At 64.8% G+C, this 16,268-nt stretch carries 14 protein-coding genes; 11 read left to right on the top strand and 3 right to left on the bottom strand.

Translation table 11 applies throughout. The annotated features are described in order from the left end of the window. Positions 1-30: 30 nt before the first annotated feature. Entirely contained in the window at positions 31-420 is a 390-nt protein-coding gene (locus ACI48I_RS02730; protein WP_193688520.1) for a response regulator, read from the bottom strand. A 168-nt stretch (positions 421-588) separates the two neighbouring features. Here ACI48I_RS02730 and ACI48I_RS02725 point away from each other — a divergent pair, with 168 nt between their 5' ends. The 3 genes from ACI48I_RS02725 to ACI48I_RS02715 all read left to right on the top strand — a co-directional run bounded on the left by ACI48I_RS02725 (position 589) and on the right by ACI48I_RS02715 (position 3,461). Continuing rightward, positions 589-981, top strand: coding sequence for a response regulator (locus ACI48I_RS02725; RefSeq protein ID WP_193688519.1), 393 nt, complete (start codon positions 589-591; stop codon positions 979-981). Between the two features lie 307 nt (positions 982-1,288). After that, entirely contained in the window at positions 1,289-2,851 is a 1,563-nt protein-coding gene (locus tag ACI48I_RS02720; RefSeq protein ID WP_193688518.1) for a DUF4331 domain-containing protein, read from the top strand. Between the two features lie 22 nt (positions 2,852-2,873). Beyond that, the gene (locus ACI48I_RS02715) at positions 2,874-3,461 is read left to right on the top strand and encodes a PEP-CTERM sorting domain-containing protein (RefSeq protein ID WP_498573267.1); all 588 of its coding nucleotides are present in this window, start codon (positions 2,874-2,876) and stop codon (positions 3,459-3,461) included. Between the two features lie 56 nt (positions 3,462-3,517). Here ACI48I_RS02715 and ACI48I_RS02710 read toward each other — a convergent pair whose 3' ends face one another. After that, a complete protein-coding gene (locus ACI48I_RS02710) occupies positions 3,518-4,246 on the bottom strand; it encodes an anti-sigma factor (protein WP_498573266.1) in 729 nt (242 codons plus the stop codon). Beyond that, on the bottom strand, positions 4,243-4,824 hold the full coding sequence (locus ACI48I_RS02705) for a sigma-70 family RNA polymerase sigma factor (protein WP_498573265.1): 582 nt from the start codon (positions 4,822-4,824) through the stop codon (positions 4,243-4,245). The genes ACI48I_RS02710 and ACI48I_RS02705 overlap by 4 nt, the downstream gene beginning before the upstream one ends. A 183-nt stretch (positions 4,825-5,007) precedes the next feature. On the opposite strand from ACI48I_RS02705, the gene ACI48I_RS02700 reads away from it, so the two are divergent. From ACI48I_RS02700 to ACI48I_RS02665, 8 genes are all read left to right on the top strand, one after another. Then, entirely contained in the window at positions 5,008-6,573 is a 1,566-nt protein-coding gene (locus ACI48I_RS02700; protein ID WP_307727402.1) for a DUF4331 domain-containing protein, read from the top strand. A gap of 15 nt (positions 6,574-6,588) precedes the next feature. After that, positions 6,589-6,870, top strand: a complete 282-nt coding sequence (locus ACI48I_RS02695; RefSeq protein ID WP_193688514.1) for a hypothetical protein — start codon at positions 6,589-6,591, stop codon at positions 6,868-6,870. 58 nt (positions 6,871-6,928) lie between these two features. Further along, the gene (locus ACI48I_RS02690) at positions 6,929-8,101 is read left to right on the top strand and encodes a tetratricopeptide repeat protein (protein WP_498573264.1); all 1,173 of its coding nucleotides are present in this window, start codon (positions 6,929-6,931) and stop codon (positions 8,099-8,101) included. Continuing rightward, entirely contained in the window at positions 8,098-9,225 is a 1,128-nt protein-coding gene (locus tag ACI48I_RS02685) for a HupE/UreJ family protein (RefSeq protein WP_193688512.1), read from the top strand. Before ACI48I_RS02690 ends, ACI48I_RS02685 begins: the two co-directional genes overlap by 4 nt. A 110-nt stretch (positions 9,226-9,335) precedes the next feature. Further along, a complete protein-coding gene (locus ACI48I_RS02680; RefSeq protein WP_193688511.1) occupies positions 9,336-10,784 on the top strand; it encodes a serine hydrolase domain-containing protein in 1,449 nt (482 codons plus the stop codon). Positions 10,785-10,894: 110 nt separating this feature from the next. After that, positions 10,895-13,306, top strand: a complete 2,412-nt coding sequence (locus ACI48I_RS02675) for a M1 family metallopeptidase (protein WP_498573263.1) — start codon at positions 10,895-10,897, stop codon at positions 13,304-13,306. A 90-nt stretch (positions 13,307-13,396) separates the two neighbouring features. Continuing rightward, the gene (locus ACI48I_RS02670) at positions 13,397-15,775 is read left to right on the top strand and encodes a M1 family metallopeptidase (protein ID WP_498573262.1); all 2,379 of its coding nucleotides are present in this window, start codon (positions 13,397-13,399) and stop codon (positions 15,773-15,775) included. Further along, positions 15,775-16,263 carry a DUF6702 family protein gene (locus ACI48I_RS02665; RefSeq protein WP_498573342.1) on the top strand — a complete coding sequence of 163 codons (489 nt, stop codon included), beginning with the start codon at positions 15,775-15,777 and terminating at the stop codon, positions 16,261-16,263. Before ACI48I_RS02670 ends, ACI48I_RS02665 begins: the two co-directional genes overlap by 1 nt. Positions 16,264-16,268 lie beyond the last annotated feature (5 nt).

Genomic DNA, 16,268 nt, shown 5'->3' with positions numbered 1-16,268 from the left:
TTGAAAAGGCGCAGGACGGGCGCCCGCCGCTTACGCGAACCCGAACTGCGCCAGCGCCCGCGTCAACTCCGCCTTGAACACCGCATAATCGATCGCCTTCTCGACGAAGTCCCCGGCGCCGAGCACGCGCGTGCGCATGCGGTCCGCCTCGTTGCGCGAGCTCGACAGCACGATGACGGGGATGTCGGACAGAAAGGGCTTCGAGGAGATCTCCTTGAGGACTTCGAAACCGTCCACCTTGGGCAGCTTCAGGTCGAGCAGGACGACGTCGAAGTCCTGCTCCTTGTTCAGTTCGCGCAGTGCTTCTTCCCCATCCGATACCACGACGATTTCATGCTCCGCGGTGCAGCTCTGCAGGACGCGGCGCGTCAATTCGGCGTCGAAGGGGAAGTCATCAACAATCAGGGCTTTTTTGACCATGCCCCATCCTACAGCACCTGCATTGTGTCGTGACGTGACAATGTGAATGTTTTACATATTGCACTGTCGTAGGACCCGCCCTTTTTCGGTGCACGGCAGTACAAATGCCTTGCGTTTACCGCGACGCGACGCCCATACTGGGTTTCGATGTTTACGAAAGGCAATGAGATGCTTCCAACGACATGTGGAGAGCAGCCTTTCCGGATTCTCCTGGCCGACCGCAGCGAGGAAACGCGCGACCTGTTCGCGGCCCTGTTCCTGAGCATGGGGTATGAAGTCAAGACCGTCACCACGGGCACCGAAGCCCTCGCCTGGGCTCCCCTGTTCCGCCCGCAAGCCGTCTTCACCGCGATTCACCTGCCCGACCAGAGCGGTTTCGACCTGTGCGCGGCGCTGCGCCGCATGCCGCAGATGGCGGACGTGCTGATCGTCGCCATCACCGGCCACCTGTCGCCCGACTGCGCCCGGCTGGCGCACGAGGCGGGCTTCGACCATTACCTGGTCAAGCCCGTCAAGCTCGAGGCCATCCTCGCGACCCTGCCCCCCTTGCCAGCCAAATAAAACCCTGCCGGAAACCGGTTCCTGGTCCGACCGCAATCCGTCAGCGCACCTGCATTGTCTGCAGCACCTTCCCCCCGTTCCTAGAAATTTTCGCACTGCAATTTGTCGGAATCCTTTACAGGCGACCACCCTTGCCGGCTGGGCGGCCTGAACGTGTCATAGGCAATTCGGATCGTGGCACATTTTATGCCTACGGCTTCAAAAGCCGCATTTTTGGCAAATCGAGGGCCAGGTTCTCAGCCGGAGACTGCAAAACAAGCAAAAATTTGATTATTTTGGCAATTTAAATTCATCAAGGAGACGCATCATGGTTGACCACGCCGTACGCCGTCCATCGTTCCGTGAATTACTCATCGCCGCAAGCTGTCCTCTCCTGGCCATCGTGGCGGCACTGCCCGCCCAGGCATCGAGCCACCGCGAAGCCCCGTTCATCACCACCCAGCCGAAAGTCGACGGCACCGATCTCTATGCCTTCAACAGCTATGAACAGGGGCGTTCCGGATATGTGACCCTGATCGCGAACTACCAGCCCTTGCAGGATCCGTTCGGCGGGCCGAATTATTTCAAAATGGATCCGAACGCCCTCTACGAGATTCACATCGACAATAACGGCGATGCGAAGGAAGACCTGACCTTCCAGTTCCGCTTCCAGAATGTCTTCAACCGTATCTCGCTGCCGATCGGCACCCAGAGCGTACCCATTCCGCTGACCCAGGCAGGCCAGGTGCAGGGACCGAATTCGCCGGCGCTGAACGTCAACGAAAAGTTCACCGTCACCCTGATCCGTGGCGACCGGCGCAGCGGCCAGGCAGCGGCGCTGGCGCGGGTGGGCAGCGGCGCCACCAGTTTCGACAAGCCGGTCGACAATATCGGCACCAAGACCATCCCGCAGTATGCCGCGTATGCAGCCCAGCACGTCTATGAGGTGACCATTCCCGGCTGCTCGGTGCCGGGCCGCGTGTTTGCCGGACAGCGGCGCGAAGGCTTTGCCGTCAACCTCGGCACGGTGTTCGACCTGATCAACGCGCCGCTGTCGGTGATCACCAATCCGTCGCTGATCAATGCCGCGCCCAACCCGCTGGCCAACAAGAACGTGACCTCGCTGGCGGTGGAAGTCCACAAGAGCTGCCTGCTGTCGAAGACGACGGCCGATCCGGTGATCGGCACCTGGACCACGGCCAGCATCCGTCAAAGCCAGCTGGTCAATGCGAACCCGCCCTCCGGCCACCAGACCACGGTCAGCTATGGCGGCGCTTTCGTCCAGGTCTCGCGTCTCGGCATGCCGCTCGTGAACGAAGTGATCATCGGCCTGCCGGACAAGGACCGCTTCAACAGCTCACTGCCGCAAAATGACGGCCAGTTCGCCACCTATGTCACCAACCCGACGCTGCCGCGACTGGTGGAGATTGCGATGGGACTGGCGCCGGGCAGCGCCGCGCCGCGCAACCTGCCGCGCCAGGACCTGGTGACCGCTTTCCTGACCGGCATCGCGAACGTCAACCGTCCGCTCAATCCGACGCCATCCGAAATGCTGCGCCTGAACACGTCGATCCCGGCGGTGCCGTTTGCCCAGCAGAACCGGCTCGGCATCGTGGGCAATGTGCTCGCCGGCGGATCCGACAACGCCGGCTATCCGAACGGCCGCCGTCCGAAGGATGATGTGGTCGACATCTCGCTGGTGGTGGCGATGGGCGGCCTGTGCATGGCCAACGGGAACAACAACGCGTTCGGCTTCGGCGCGGCCTGCAACCCGTCCGCCGTGCCGCTGGGTGCGACCGCCTTCCGGCTGCACGATGCGGTCGACCAGGCAGTCCAGCCCTTCCTGTCCGGCTTCCCGTACCTGAACACGCCGCTACCAGGCGCGCAGTAAGCATCCATCACAGGAGACCGACATGAAAAAACTACTTGGTGCACTGGCCACCGCCTGCGCCCTGGGCGCAAGCCAGCTTGCCGGGGCCGCCGTCGTCAACTTCGACAGCCCGGCACTCATCGATATCGACAACGCCAGCGGCCGCGCCGTGTATCGCGAAGCCGGCTTTGCCCTGAGCGGCGAGGCAGCCGGCTTCCTCACGATCGATGGCCTGGGCAGTGCCATGACCGGCGCGCTCGTACTGCTCGACGGCAGTACGGTCAGCCTGATGGCAAACGATGGTGGCCTGTTCAGCTTTGCAGGACTGGCCGCCGGATCGCTCGACACCCAGGGCAGTGCCGCGCTGCGCATCACGGGCATCTTCGGCGACAACAGCGAGCTCAGCACTTTGCTGGCGCTGTCGCAGCTGGGCCCGATCACCGCGCCCATGTGGACCGGACTGACCGAGCTGCGTTTCATGGCCGACGGCGACCTGGTGATCGACGACATCCGTCTCGACGCCGGGGAGGTACCGGAACCGGCCCCGGTCGCGCTGCTCCTGCTTGGGATAGGCGTACTGGTTGGGGTGCGCAGGACCGCCCCGGCAGGCAAGGCAGGCCTGGCAGCGTGATGGACAGCGCTGCCGCAAGGCTTGCGGCAGCGCTGCCGGTACGGCGCAGCGAGCGCTTACAGCAGGCGCGCCCAGCTGCCCTTGTACAGGATCGGGCCGCTTGGCCCGTTCGGATCGGGGGAGCCGCCTTTCGGTTCCAGGCTGACCGCCAGCAGCGCGACGTCCGCGCCGATGGCATTCGCCGGCAGCGGCAGGGTCAGCTCGCGTCGCGCGCCCAGCACGCCGAGCGAACGCGGCTTGCCGTCGCGCGGCACGGCCCAGAGTTGCAAGGCCTGCTGCGGCGTCAAGGCGACGCTCGCGACAACTTTTACCGTCATCAGATTGCGTTGGCGGTCGGCCGTGACCACCACGGCTGGACGCGCGCCTTCATCCGTCAGGCTGGCGATGTCGCTCACCCGCGCGCCCAGGTGCCCGCTCAGGTACCCGGTATCGGGCCGCACGGCCAGCACCGCGACCAGCAGCAGTGCAGCGACGGCGGACGAGGCCAGGCCGAAGCCGCGCCACAGCGCCAGCGAGCCATGGCGCCAGAACTGCCAGCCCGGGGCGGCCGGGCGCAGATCCAGCCGGTCCTCGATAGCGCGCCAGACGCGCTTGTCGGGTGCTACTGCCGGTGCGAATTCGGCCATCGCGCCAATGCGCTCGTTCCATTCGCGGGTGGTGCGGCGCAGGGCCGCATCGTTGTACATCAGGCTCTCGAAACGGCGGCGCGCGCGTCCGCGCAGGGTACCGAGCACATATTCGGCCGCCAGGCGTTCGCGCAAGGCTTCGTTGCCACGCAGGTTCATGCGGCCCCCCGCGCGCTCAGGCAGCTATGCAGGCGCGCCAGGCTGCGCCGGATCCAGGTTTTCACCGTACCGAGCGGCAGCGTCAGCTTGTCGGCGACGTCGCTATGCGACAGGTCGTGGAAGAAGGCCATGCCGATGACTTCGCGGTGTCTTTCTTCAAGGGTTGCCATGCAGTCGGCCAGCGCCTGCGCTTCCCTGCTCATCTGCAGACGCTCGGCCGGCGTGGCCGTCAGGTCGGCGATGGACTCGAGGGCCGCGCCGTCGATCGTGTCGGTGTCGTCGTTGCGGGTACGCCGCAGTACGTCGAAGGCGCGGTTGCGCACGATCGTCGTCATCCAGGTCATCGGCGCGGACAGCGCGCTTTCGTAATCGATCGCGTGGTGCCAGATCGCTACAAAACTTTCTTGCAGCACCTCTTCGGCCAGCTCGCGCCGTCCGAGTATGCGCAGGGCCAGGCCATACAGTTTGGGCGAGCTGGCGTCGTAGAGCGAGCGGAAGGCCGTGCGGTCGCGGTGCGCCGCCCCGTGCAGCCAGGCGCGCAACTGCGCCGGATCGGATTGTGCTGCGACGGTGCTCAATGTGCTTCCCTGGAAATCATGGTCATGGCGCTCGTGATGATGAAAAGAAAAATACCATATTTACGGCTGAGACATTGCAAGAAAATATTTTGAATCCAATAAGCCCGGGGCTGCGTATATGTCGATACGGCCGGCTGTGCGAGAGGACATGTTCCTGTCCACACAATCGTGCGACCGACTTGCATGATAATCAATATCATCAAATTAGTAAGCCGACTAAAAATTAAACCACCCTATTTACCGGAGAGCGAGATGAGACAAGTGCAGAAGAAATCCCTATGGACATTAGCCGTTTTGGCAGGTGCGGCGCTTGCTGCGCTGTCCGGCCCGGCGGTTGCCTCAAGTCACCGTGAAGCCCCATTTTTGACGAATTCACCAAAAGTCGACGGTACCGACTTCTACATGTTCCGCAGCTATGCTCCCGGCCGCAGCGGCTTCGTGACCATGATTGCGAACTTCATTCCGTTCCAGGATCCGCAGGGCGGCCCGAACTTCTACCAGTTCGACCAGAACGCCCTGTACGAAATTCACGTCGACAACAACGGCGACGCCAAGGAAGACATCACCTTCCAGATCCGCTTCAAGAACACCTCGAAACGCACCGCGCTGACCATCGGCGGCAAGCAGGTCTTGATCCCCCTGATCAATTCGTCGACCATCAGCGGCGTCAATCCGGCTTCGCTGAACGTGCGCGAAACCTATACCATCGACATGGTCAAGGGCGACCGCCGCAGCGGCACCCGCACGCGCCTGGCGGCAGCGAACGGCGCCACCGAATTCGACAAGCCCGTGGACAACATCGGCGACAAGGTCTTCGGCGGCACGGGCGGCTACGAAACCTATGCCAACCAGCATATCTACGACATCAACGTTCCCGGCTGCGGCACCGGCCGCGTGTTCGTCGGCCAGCGCAAGGAGCCCTTCTACATCGCGGTCGGCAAGATCTTCGACCTGTTCAACCTGAACCCGCTCGGCGCGGAATCGGGCGGCAACAAGAACGACCTGGAAAACAAGAACGTCAGCTCGATCGCGCTCGAGCTGCCGGTGGGCTGCCTGGCGACCGCCGCCGATCCGGTGATCGGCGCCTATGCCACGGCCAGCATGCGCCAGGCACGCCTGATCAACCCGATCCCTGCATCGGGCATCAATAACGCCGTCAAGGAAGGCGGCGCCTGGACGCAGGTCTCGCGCGTCGGCATGCCGCTCGTGAACGAAGTCATCATCGGCATGGACGACAAGGACCGCTTCAACGCCTCCAAGCCGCGGGATGATGCCCAGTGGGCCAACTACGTGACCAATCCGGTGCTGCCGGCGGTCGTCGAGACCCTGTTCCCGTCGGCCAAGGCGCCGACCAACTTCCCGCGCACCGACCTGGTCACCGCCTTCCTGAAGGGCCTTCCCGGCGTGAACCAGCCGAAGAACGTCGTCGCGTCCGAAATGCTGCGCCTGAATACGAGCATCGAACCGACCGCCCAGGCCTCGCAGAATGTGCTCGGCGTCGCCGCCGGCGACAATGCGGGCTTCCCGAACGGACGCCGTCCGGCCGACGATATCGTCGATGTCTCGCTGCGCGTGGCGATGGGCGCACTGTGCGTGCTGACCGGCGCGAACGATGCGCTCGGCGTCGGCTGCAAGCCGTCGGACGCACCGGCCGGCGGCCTGCCGCTGACCGACGGCGTGCGCAAGGATGCCAACAGCTTCAAGGCGGCCTTCCCTTACCTGAACACGCCGCTGCCGGGCAACCAGTAAGCGAGGAGAACGATCATGTCCATGCAACTTCTTCCCCGCCCGCCGCGTGGCGCCCTGCGCGTGGCGGCCCTGTGCACGGCACTCGTCCTGACTGCCTGCGGCAGCGGCAGCGACGCGCCGCGCCACGACCCGCCGCCGACGGCCGGCACGCCGACCACGCCGGCGTTCGGGAGCGACTCGTTCTTCGACTACGTCGCCGCACGCGTCTACTCCCTGATCGACGACGGTGAACCGGAAGCGACCGACGGCGTGACCGCGACGACACCCGAAGACACCGAACCGAAACCGGTCGGTTGATCTGATGTTCCCGCGCGGGGTGCCCAGGCGCCCCGCGTGCTCTTCTTCCGGAGTATCCATGCTCGGCAAGATTGTGCTTTTCTCCGCCTGCGCCTGCGTCATCGCGACGGCGCCTGCGGCTCCCCATGTTCCGGCGAGCGGCGCCCAGGTGCTCGAACGGCTGCCCGGCGGCCTCGATCCCGCGCGCCGCGAGCTGCAGACCCTGCGCACGGCGCTCGGTGCCGATCCGCACAACCTGGACCTCGCCACCGGGCTGGCCCAGCGCTATATCGAACAAAGCCGGCGCGACGGCGATCCACGCTATCTCGGCTATGCCCAGGCGGCCCTTGCCCCCTGGTGGACCCAGCCGCAGCCGCCCTCCCCGGTCCTGGTGCTGCGCGCGACGCTGCGCCAGAGCACCCACCAGTTCGCCCCTGCCCTGACGGACCTTGAAACCGTATTAAAACGCGACAGCGGCAACAGCCAGGCCTGGCTGACGCGCGCCACGGTGCAGCTGATCACCGGCGATTTTGCGGGCGCGCGCAGCAGCTGCATGCGCCTGTATTCGCGCGCGCCGGAACTGGTGGTGCAGGCCTGCCTGTCCAGCGTGGGCAGCATCAGCGGCCAGGCGGCGCCCAGCTACGAACGCCTGCGCCAGACCTATGCGGCGCGCGCCGACAGTTCCCCGATGCTGCGCGCCTGGGTCGCCACCCTGCTCGGCGAGATGGCCGCGCGCCTTGGCCGGCTCGACGCGGCGGAATCGCGTTTTCGCGAGGCGCTTGCCCTCGACCCGGCCGACAGCTACCTGCTCGGCGCCTACGCCGATTTCCTGCTCGACCGCGGCCGCCCGGCGGAAGTCGTCACGCTCCTGAAGGACAAGACCGCGGCCGACGCGCTGCTGCTGCGCTACGCGATCGCCCTGAAAGATGCGCGGCGGCCGGACGCTTCCCGTGCGAGCGCCGAACTGGCGGCGCGCTTCGACGCCGCCATGCGCCGCCGCGACAGCGTGCACCAGCGCGAACAGGCGCGCTTCGAGCTGGTCCTGCGCGGCGACACGGCCGCCGCCGTGCGCCTGGCGAAGCTGAACTGGGCGGTGCAGAAGGAGCCGGCGGACCTGCGCATCCTCGCCCAGGCCGCCGCCGCCAGCGGCGACCCGGAGGCGCGCGCCATCGTCCGCAACTGGCTCAACACCAGCGCCATCGAAGACGCCACCCTTGCCGCGACCACGGCGCTCCTGGGGAACAAGGCATGATCGCGCGCTGCCTGATCTTGATGGCGCTGCTGCTTGGCTGCGCCCTGCCCGCGCAGGCGCACAAGGCGAGCGACAGTTACCTGAGTTTGAACGTGCAGGGCGACCGCATCGACGGGCAGTGGGACATCGCCCTGCGCGACCTCGAGATGGCCGTCGGGCTCGACGCGAACGGCGACGCCGCCATCACCTGGGACGAGGTGCGCGCGCGCCACGAGGCGATCGCCGCGTATTCGCTCTCTCGCCTGAAGCTGTCCAGCGGCGGCGCGGCCTGCCCCTTGCGCGTCACAGAGCACCTGGTCGACAGCCATACCGACGGCGCCTATGCCGTGCTGCGCCTGCAGGCGGCCTGCGCGTCGCCGGTAACCGCTTTGACGGTCGGCTATAACCTGTTGTTCGACATCGACCCGCAGCACAAGGGTTTATTGCGGCTGACCCATGGCGCCAAGACCGGCACCGCGATCTTCGCGCCCGATGCGCGCAGCCAGACGCTGCAGGTGGCCGCGCCCTCGCGCTGGCGCCAGTTTTCCGAATACGTGCGCCACGGCGTCTGGCATATCTGGATCGGCTTCGACCACATCCTGTTCCTCGTCTCGTTGCTGCTGCCGGCGGTACTGGTGCGCCATGAAGGCCGCTGGCAGGGACGCGAGACCTTGAAGGCGTCGGTCATCGACGTCCTGAAAATCGTGACGGCATTCACGCTGGCGCATTCGCTGACCTTGACCCTGGCCGCGCTGGGCGCGCTCAGCCTACCGTCCCGGCTGGTCGAATCGGCGATCGCCGCCTCGGTGGTCCTGGCCGCCCTGAACAACCTGTGGCCGCTGGTGCACCGCTGGCGCGCGCTTGTCGCTTTCGTTTTCGGCCTGATCCACGGCTTCGGCTTTGCCAGCGTGCTGGCCGACCTCGGGCTGCCGCAAGGAGCGCTCGTGCTGTCGCTGGTGGGATTCAACGTCGGGGTGGAGCTGGGGCAGCTGGCGATCGTCGGCCTGTTCCTGCCGCTGGCCTATGCATTGCGGCGCGGGCTGTTCTACCGGCGCGTGGTGCTGGCCGGCGGCTCGGCGCTGATTGCGCTGATTGCCATGGTGTGGCTGGCCGAGCGGGCGCTCGACCTGAAGCTGCTGGCGTGAGGGAGAAGCAGGCAGCCGCCTGTCGCGCCATCCTGCAGTTCGTCGCAAGTCCGGGAAAATGGGGACGCGATCGTGCCAGGATGGGTTCTTTCAACTACAGCCTGCCGACCATGTCCATCGCAACCATCCGCGCCGCCGCATACGCCTTGCCTGTCCTTGCATTTGCCGCCCTGCCCGTCTTCGCCGCCTCCACCAGCGCTCACGATGACGAGATCGCCCGCGTCGAGCGTGGGCTGCGCACGCCGGTGGTCGTTGCCGGAGAGCCGGCGGCGCCGCGCGCGCTGCTTGAAGAAATGCGGCGCCTGCACGTGCCCGGCGTGAGCATCGCCCTGATCCGCAACGGAAAAATCGCCTGGACACGCGGCTACGGCGTCGTTTATGAGGGCGGACCGGCGGTCACGCCCGACACCCTGTTCCAGGCAGCCTCGATCAGCAAGCCGGTGACGGCGATGGCGGCGCTGCGCCTGGCCGAACGCGGCGAGCTCGATCTCGATGCCGACATCAATACGGTGCTCACCACCTGGCATCTGCCGCCCGGCCCCGGCGCCGGCAACACAAGCGCCACGGTACGCCAGCTGCTGTCGCACACGGCGGGGACGAGCGTCTCGGGCTTTCCCGGCTATGCGGCCGACAAGCCGGTGCCGACCCTGGTGCAAGTACTCGACGGGGCGCCGCCGGCGAACACGAAACCGGTGCGCATCGTCACGGTGCCGGGCAGCGCCTGGCGCTATTCGGGCGGCGGCTACACCATCGTCCAGCAGGCGCTGATCGACCGCAGCGGCAAGCCTTTCGACGCCCTGCTGCTCGAGACCGTCCTCAAGCCGGCAGGCATGGCCGACAGCCGCTTTGCCCAGCCGCTGCCGGCCAGCCTGCTGGGGCGCGCCGCGCTGCCTCACGACGAGGCGGGCCAGCCCTACGCCGGTGGACCTCATACCTATCCGGAACTGGCCGCGGCCGGCCTGTGGACCACGCCGGCCGACCTGGCGCGCTTCGCGCTCGACCTGCAGCGCAGTCTACAAGGCGGCAAAGGCGTGCTGTCGCCCCGGATGGCGCGCACCATGATCGCACCGGTGGACAACCGCTACGGCCTTGGCCTGCAAATCGAGGGTGAGGGACAGGCCCTGAGCTTTGCCCACGGCGGCAGCAACATGGGCTACCAGAACACCCTGTTCGCGTATGCCAGGCACGGAGACGGCGCGGTGGTGATGACGAATGGCGCCAACGGCGGGGAACTGGCCAACAGCGTACTGCGCGCGCTGGCCGCGGAATACAAGTGGCCGAGCCAGCAGCCGACAGAGCGCAAGGCGGTGGCGCTGGAGCTGGCCGCGCAGGAGAAGCTCGCGGGCCGCTACCTCGTGCCCGGCCAGGGCGACTTCACCATCGCGCGCCGCGACGGCCAGCTGATGGTCGCCTTGCGTGGCGCTGCCTGGGAGCCGCTGTACGCGGCCGCGCCGGACGTGCTGTTCGTCCTGTCGCGCAAGCTCGAACTGCAGATGGCGGGCGATGGTGGGCGCCTCGTGTCGGGATCCTTCGACCTGCCCTTCAGGCGGGCGGAGTGATGCGTGTTGCATATGCATTATGTATCAGCTTTTTTACAAATCCGGCGAAGGCTTGCCTGAAAGATACCCTTAGAATACTTTCTCCAATTATCTATAACAACAGGGGAAACATGATCCGTTTGCCAATCGCCGTGGTCGCGCTGTGCTTCAGCGTGTCCGCTTTTGCGGCCGATCCATTCGACGACAAATTCCGTCAGCTCGACGAATTGCTGCCGACGCCGTCGACCATCCGCACCGCCTCGGGTGCGCCCGGCCACGCCTACTGGCAGCAGCGCGCGGACTATGTGATCCGCGCGACGCTCGACGAAGCGAACCGTTCGATCCGCGCTGCCGAGACGATCACGTATCACAACAACTCCCCTGATACCCTCAATTATCTGTGGGTGCAGCTCGACCAGAACATCTACAAGCCGAACTCGGACGCGCGCATGTCGGCCACCGCGGTGTCGCGCGAAGCCTGGGCCAAGCCGCGCAGCCCGGAAGAAGGGATGAAGTTCGACTCGATGCGCAGCACGCTCGAAGGCCTCACTTTCGACGGCGGCTTCAACATCACGGGCGTGAAGGCGGGGAGCCGCAAGCTGGCCTACGTCATCAACCGCACCATGATGCGCATCGACCTGCCGCAGCCGCTGAAACCGGGCCAGCGCTTCAGTTTTGAGGTTGAGTGGAACTACAGGATCAACGAGCAGAAGGTGCTCGGCGGCCGTTCGGGCTACGAGAAGTTCGACGAAGACAAGAACGACCTGTTCGAGATCGCCCAGTGGTTCCCGCGCATGGCGGCCTACTACGACGTCTACGGCTGGCAGCACAAGCAGTTCTTGGGTGCCGGTGAATTCACGCTCGAATTCGGCGACTACGATGTCGAGATCACGGTCCCTTCGGACCACGTCGTCGCCTCGACCGGCGTGCTGCAGAATCCGGGTTCGGTCCTGACGGCTGCCCAGCGCGACCGCCTGGCCAGGGCACGCACCTCGAAGACCCCGGTGATCATCGTCACCCAGGCCGAGGCGGAAGCGGCCGAAAAGGCGCGCGCAGGCATCAGCAACGGCGCCACCAAGACCTGGCACTTCAAGGCGAAGAACGTGCGCGACTTCGCGTTCGCCTCGAGCCGCAAGTTCATCTGGGACGCGCAGGGCATCAGGAGCGGCGACAACGACGTCATGGCGATGTCCTACTATCCGAAGGAAGGCAATCCGCTGTGGGAGAAGTATTCCACGCAGGCGGTGGTCCACACCATCGAACAGTACAGCAAGTACTCCTTCGACTATCCGTATCCGACCGCGATTTCCGTGAACGGTCCGGTGGGCGGCATGGAATACCCGATGATCTCGTTCAACGGTCCGCGTCCGACCAAGGACAAGAAGACGGGCGAGCTGACCTACGGGAAGCGCACGAAATATGGCCTGATCGGCGTGATCATCCACGAAGTCGGCCACAACTACTTCCCGATGATCGTGAATTCGGACGAGCGCCAGTGGACCTGGATGGACGAGGGCATCAACTCCTTCGTCCAGACCCTGGCCCAGGAAGCCTGGGAAGAGAACTGGCCGGAAATGCGCGGCGAGCCGCGCCTGATTACCGACTACATGAAGAGCCGCAACCAGGTGCCGATCATGACCAACTCGGAGTCGCTCCTCCAGTTCGGCAATAACGCCTACGCCAAGCCAGCCGCCGCACTGACCGTGCTGCGCGAAACGGTGCTGGGCCGCGACCTGTTCGATTTCGCTTTTAAAGAATACGCACAGCGCTGGAAATTCAAGCGCCCGACCCCGTCGGACTTCTTCCGCACCATGGAAAACGCGTCGGGTACGGACCTCGACTGGTTCTGGCGCGGCTGGTTCTACACGACCGACGCGGTGGACGTGAGCGTGGACGGCATCAGCGAGTACACCGTCAGCAGCCAGAATCCGGAAATCGAGAAGGCCTGGCGCAAGAAGCTCAAGGACGCCGAGCCGATGTCGCTGACCGACCAGCGCAACAAGGGCACGCCGCGCCGCGTCGATGCGCACCCTGAACTGAAGGACTTCTACAACGAGCACGACGATTTTACGGTCACGAATGCCGACCGTAACAAGTACAACGAGGCGCAGGAAAAGCTGGAGGACTGGGAAAAGGCCCTGCTCTCCTCGGGCAAGCACCTGTACCTGGTCGACTTCTCGAACCTTGGCGGGCTGGTCACGCCGCTGGTCCTCGAGATCCAGCTCGCCAGCGGCAAGAAATACATCGAGCGCATTCCGGCCGAAGTCTGGCGCTACTCGCCGAAGAAGATCACGAAGCTGATCGTCACCGACGAGCCGATGACGAGCCTGACCCAGGATCCGTTCTGGGAAACGGCCGACATCGACCAGAACAACAACGCCTGGCCGCGCAAACTGACGCCGTCGCGCCTGGAGCTGTTCAAGTCGGAACGTGGCCAGGGCAACGACATGATGAAGGACTTCAATACCAAGCTGAAGACCAGGGAAGAAAAAGCGGCCGAGGACGCCAAGAAGGAAAAGGACACGGTGCCGAAGGTGCAGTGATCGGCCTTTGTACTCTGTAGGGTTCGAGCCGGTGGCTGCGTGCGAAGCGCAGCCGCCGGTTTCCATTTTTTAGTACACGATAAGACAAGCATGAAGCATCTTGCCCGCCTCGCCGCGTTGAGCCTGGCCCTGTCCGCCGGCGCCCACGCCGCCGACAAATTCGACGACAAGTTCCGCCAGCTCGACGAGCTGCTGCCGACGCCATCGAGCACCCGCACCGCCTCCGGCGCGCCGGGCCACGCCTACTGGCAGCAGCGCGCCGACTACACCCTGCGCGCGGCGCTCGACGAGAACAAGCGTTCGATTACCGGCTCCGGCACCATCACCTACCACAACAATTCGCCCGACACCCTGACATACCTGTGGCTGCAGCTGGACCAGAACATGTTCCGCGCGGATTCCGACAACCGCAACATCGCGACCATTCCCTCGCGCGAGGCCTGGCAGAAGACGGGCGCGGACGGCGTGAAGTTCGATGCGCTGCGCGCCACTTTCGACAGCCGCGCCTTCGATGGCGGCATCCAGGTCGGCAACGTGAGGACGGCGGGCGGCGCTCCCCTGCGCCACGTCGTCAACAAGACGATGATGCGCATCGACCTCCCGCAGCCATTGCGGCCCGGCCAGCGTTTCTCGTTCGCGCTCGACTGGCGCTTCAACATTCCCGAGGCGAACATCGTCGGCCGCCGCACCGGCTACGAGCGTTTCGACAAGGAGGACAAGAACGACTTGTTCGAAGTCGCCCAGTGGTTCCCGCGCATGGCCGCCTATTACGACGCCGCCGGCTGGCAAAACAAGCAGTACCTGGGCGACGGCGAATTCACGCTCGAATTCGGCGACTACGATGTCGCGCTCACGGTCCCGGCCGACCACATCGTCGCCGCGACCGGCGAACTGCAGAACCCGGGCGAGGTCCTGACGGCCGCCCAGCGCGAGCGCCTGGCGAAAGCCCGCACGGCGAAGACGCCGGTGATCATCGTCACCCAGCTTGAGGCCGAAGCGGCCGAAAAGGCACGCGCAGGCATCAGCAACGGCGCCACTAAAACCTGGCGCTTCAAGGCGAACAACGTGCGCGATTTCGCCTTTGCCTCGAGCCGCAAGTTCATCTGGGACGCGCAGGGCATCAGGAGCGGCGCCAATCCCGTGATGGCGATGTCCTACTATCCGAAGGAAGGCAATCCGCTGTGGGAAAAGTATTCGACCCAGGCGGTCGTCCACACGATCGAGCAGTACAGCAAATACTCCTTCGACTATCCCTACCCGACCGCGATTTCCGTGAACGGCCCGATCGGCGGCATGGAATACCCGATGATCTCGTTCAACGGCGGGCGTCCGACCAGGGATAAAAAGACCGGCGAGCGCACGTATTCGAAGGCGACCAAATATGGCCTGATCAGCGTGATCATCCACGAGGTCGGCCACAACTACTATCCGATGATCGTCAACTCCGACGAGCGCCAGTGGACCTGGATGGACGAAGGCCTGAACTCCTTCCTGCAATTCCTCGCCGAAGAGGCATGGGAAGAGAACTACCCGGCGCGCCGCGGCGAGCCACGCGACATCACCGACTACATGCGGAGTAAAAACCAGACGCCGATCATGACGAATTCGGAATCGGTCCTGCAGCGCGGCCCGAACGCCTACGGCAAGCCGGCCACGGCCCTGAACATCCTGCGCGAGACCGTGCTCGGGCGCGAGCTGTTCGACTTCGCCTTCAAGGAATACGGCCGCCGCTGGAAGTTCAGGCGGCCGACGCCGGCCGACCTGTTCCGCACGATGGAAGACGCCTCGGGCACGGACCTCGACTGGTTCTGGCGCGGCTGGTTCTACACGACGGACGCCGTGGACGTGAGCGTGGACGGCATCAGCGAATACACGATCAGCTCGCAGAATCCGGAGCTTGAGAAGGCATGGCGCCGCAAGCTGAAGGAAGCGGAGCCGATATCGCTGACCGACCAGCGCAACAAGGGCACGCCGCGCCGCGTCGACGCGCATCCTGAACTGAAGGATTTCTACAACGAGCACGACGACTTCACGGTCACGAATGCCGACCGCAACAAGTTCAACGAGTCGCAGGACAAGCTGGAAGACTGGGAAAAGGCGCTGCTCGCCTCGAACAAGCACCTGTACCTGGTCGATTTCACGAATGTCGGCGGCCTGGTGACGCCACTGGTCCTGGAGATCCAGCTCGCGAGCGGTAAAAAATACATCGAGCGTATTCCGGCCGAAGTCTGGCGCCATTCGCCATCGAAGATCACGAAACTGATCGTCACCGACGAGCCGATGGTCGGCCTCACGCAAGACCCGTACTGGGAGACGGCCGATATCAACGTCGACAACAACGCCTGGCCGCGCAAGCTGACGCCGTCGCGCCTGGAGCTGTTCAAGTCGCAGCGCGAACAAGGCGACATGATGAAGGACTTCAATGCGACGCTGAAGAAGCCCGAAGCCGAAACGAAGGCGGCGCAATGATGCGGGGCTTGAGGACCGCCATTGCCGCCGCGCTGCTGCTGTGCAGCGCGGCGGTGTCCGCCCACCGCTTCCACGCGGGGATCACGGACATCGCCTTCAACGCCCGCACCGGCAACACCGAGGTCGTGCACACCTATATGGCGCACGATGTCGAGGCCTTGCTGGCGAACCTGTACGGACGCCAGTTCGATCTCACCGATCCGGACGACCAGGACGTGCTGCGCAAGTATGTCGAGGGCCGCTTTTCCATCCTGGGACAGGACCAGGCGCGCCTGCCCCTGCGCTGGGTTGGCGTGAATGCCGACGCCGAGCGCGTCACCGTGTTCCAGGAAATCGAACAGACCCCGCTGTGGAAGGCCGCGGCCATCCGCGACAGCGTGCTGGTCGATTTCATTCCCGAGCAGGTCAATACCGTCAATCTGAACGAAGGCAATGCGGTACGCACCTTGACCTTCGATCGCAATCACAACGAGCAGCCGGCGCGCTGACCAAA

The organism is Massilia sp. LXY-5, from assembly GCF_059801075.1.
This window is presented reverse-complemented; position numbering and strand designations above follow the sequence as displayed.

Excerpts from the sequence above, each read along its gene's own strand:
- ACI48I_RS02730 (WP_193688520.1), bottom strand. The coding sequence starts at position 420 with ATGGTCAAAAAAGCCCTGATTGTTGATGACTTCCCCTTCGACGCCGAA.
- ACI48I_RS02725 (WP_193688519.1), top strand. The coding sequence starts at position 589 with ATGCTTCCAACGACATGTGGAGAGCAGCCTTTCCGGATTCTCCTGGCC.
- ACI48I_RS02720 (WP_193688518.1), top strand. The coding sequence starts at position 1,289 with ATGGTTGACCACGCCGTACGCCGTCCATCGTTCCGTGAATTACTCATC.
- ACI48I_RS02715 (WP_498573267.1), top strand. The coding sequence starts at position 2,874 with ATGAAAAAACTACTTGGTGCACTGGCCACCGCCTGCGCCCTGGGCGCA.
- ACI48I_RS02710 (WP_498573266.1), bottom strand. The coding sequence starts at position 4,246 with ATGAACCTGCGTGGCAACGAAGCCTTGCGCGAACGCCTGGCGGCCGAA.
- ACI48I_RS02700 (WP_307727402.1), top strand. The coding sequence starts at position 5,008 with ATGATAATCAATATCATCAAATTAGTAAGCCGACTAAAAATTAAACCA.
- ACI48I_RS02695 (WP_193688514.1), top strand. The coding sequence starts at position 6,589 with ATGTCCATGCAACTTCTTCCCCGCCCGCCGCGTGGCGCCCTGCGCGTG.
- ACI48I_RS02690 (WP_498573264.1), top strand. The coding sequence starts at position 6,929 with ATGCTCGGCAAGATTGTGCTTTTCTCCGCCTGCGCCTGCGTCATCGCG.
- ACI48I_RS02685 (WP_193688512.1), top strand. The coding sequence starts at position 8,098 with ATGATCGCGCGCTGCCTGATCTTGATGGCGCTGCTGCTTGGCTGCGCC.
- ACI48I_RS02680 (WP_193688511.1), top strand. The coding sequence starts at position 9,336 with ATGTCCATCGCAACCATCCGCGCCGCCGCATACGCCTTGCCTGTCCTT.
- ACI48I_RS02675 (WP_498573263.1), top strand. The coding sequence starts at position 10,895 with ATGATCCGTTTGCCAATCGCCGTGGTCGCGCTGTGCTTCAGCGTGTCC.
- ACI48I_RS02670 (WP_498573262.1), top strand. The coding sequence starts at position 13,397 with ATGAAGCATCTTGCCCGCCTCGCCGCGTTGAGCCTGGCCCTGTCCGCC.
- ACI48I_RS02665 (WP_498573342.1), top strand. The coding sequence starts at position 15,775 with ATGCGGGGCTTGAGGACCGCCATTGCCGCCGCGCTGCTGCTGTGCAGC.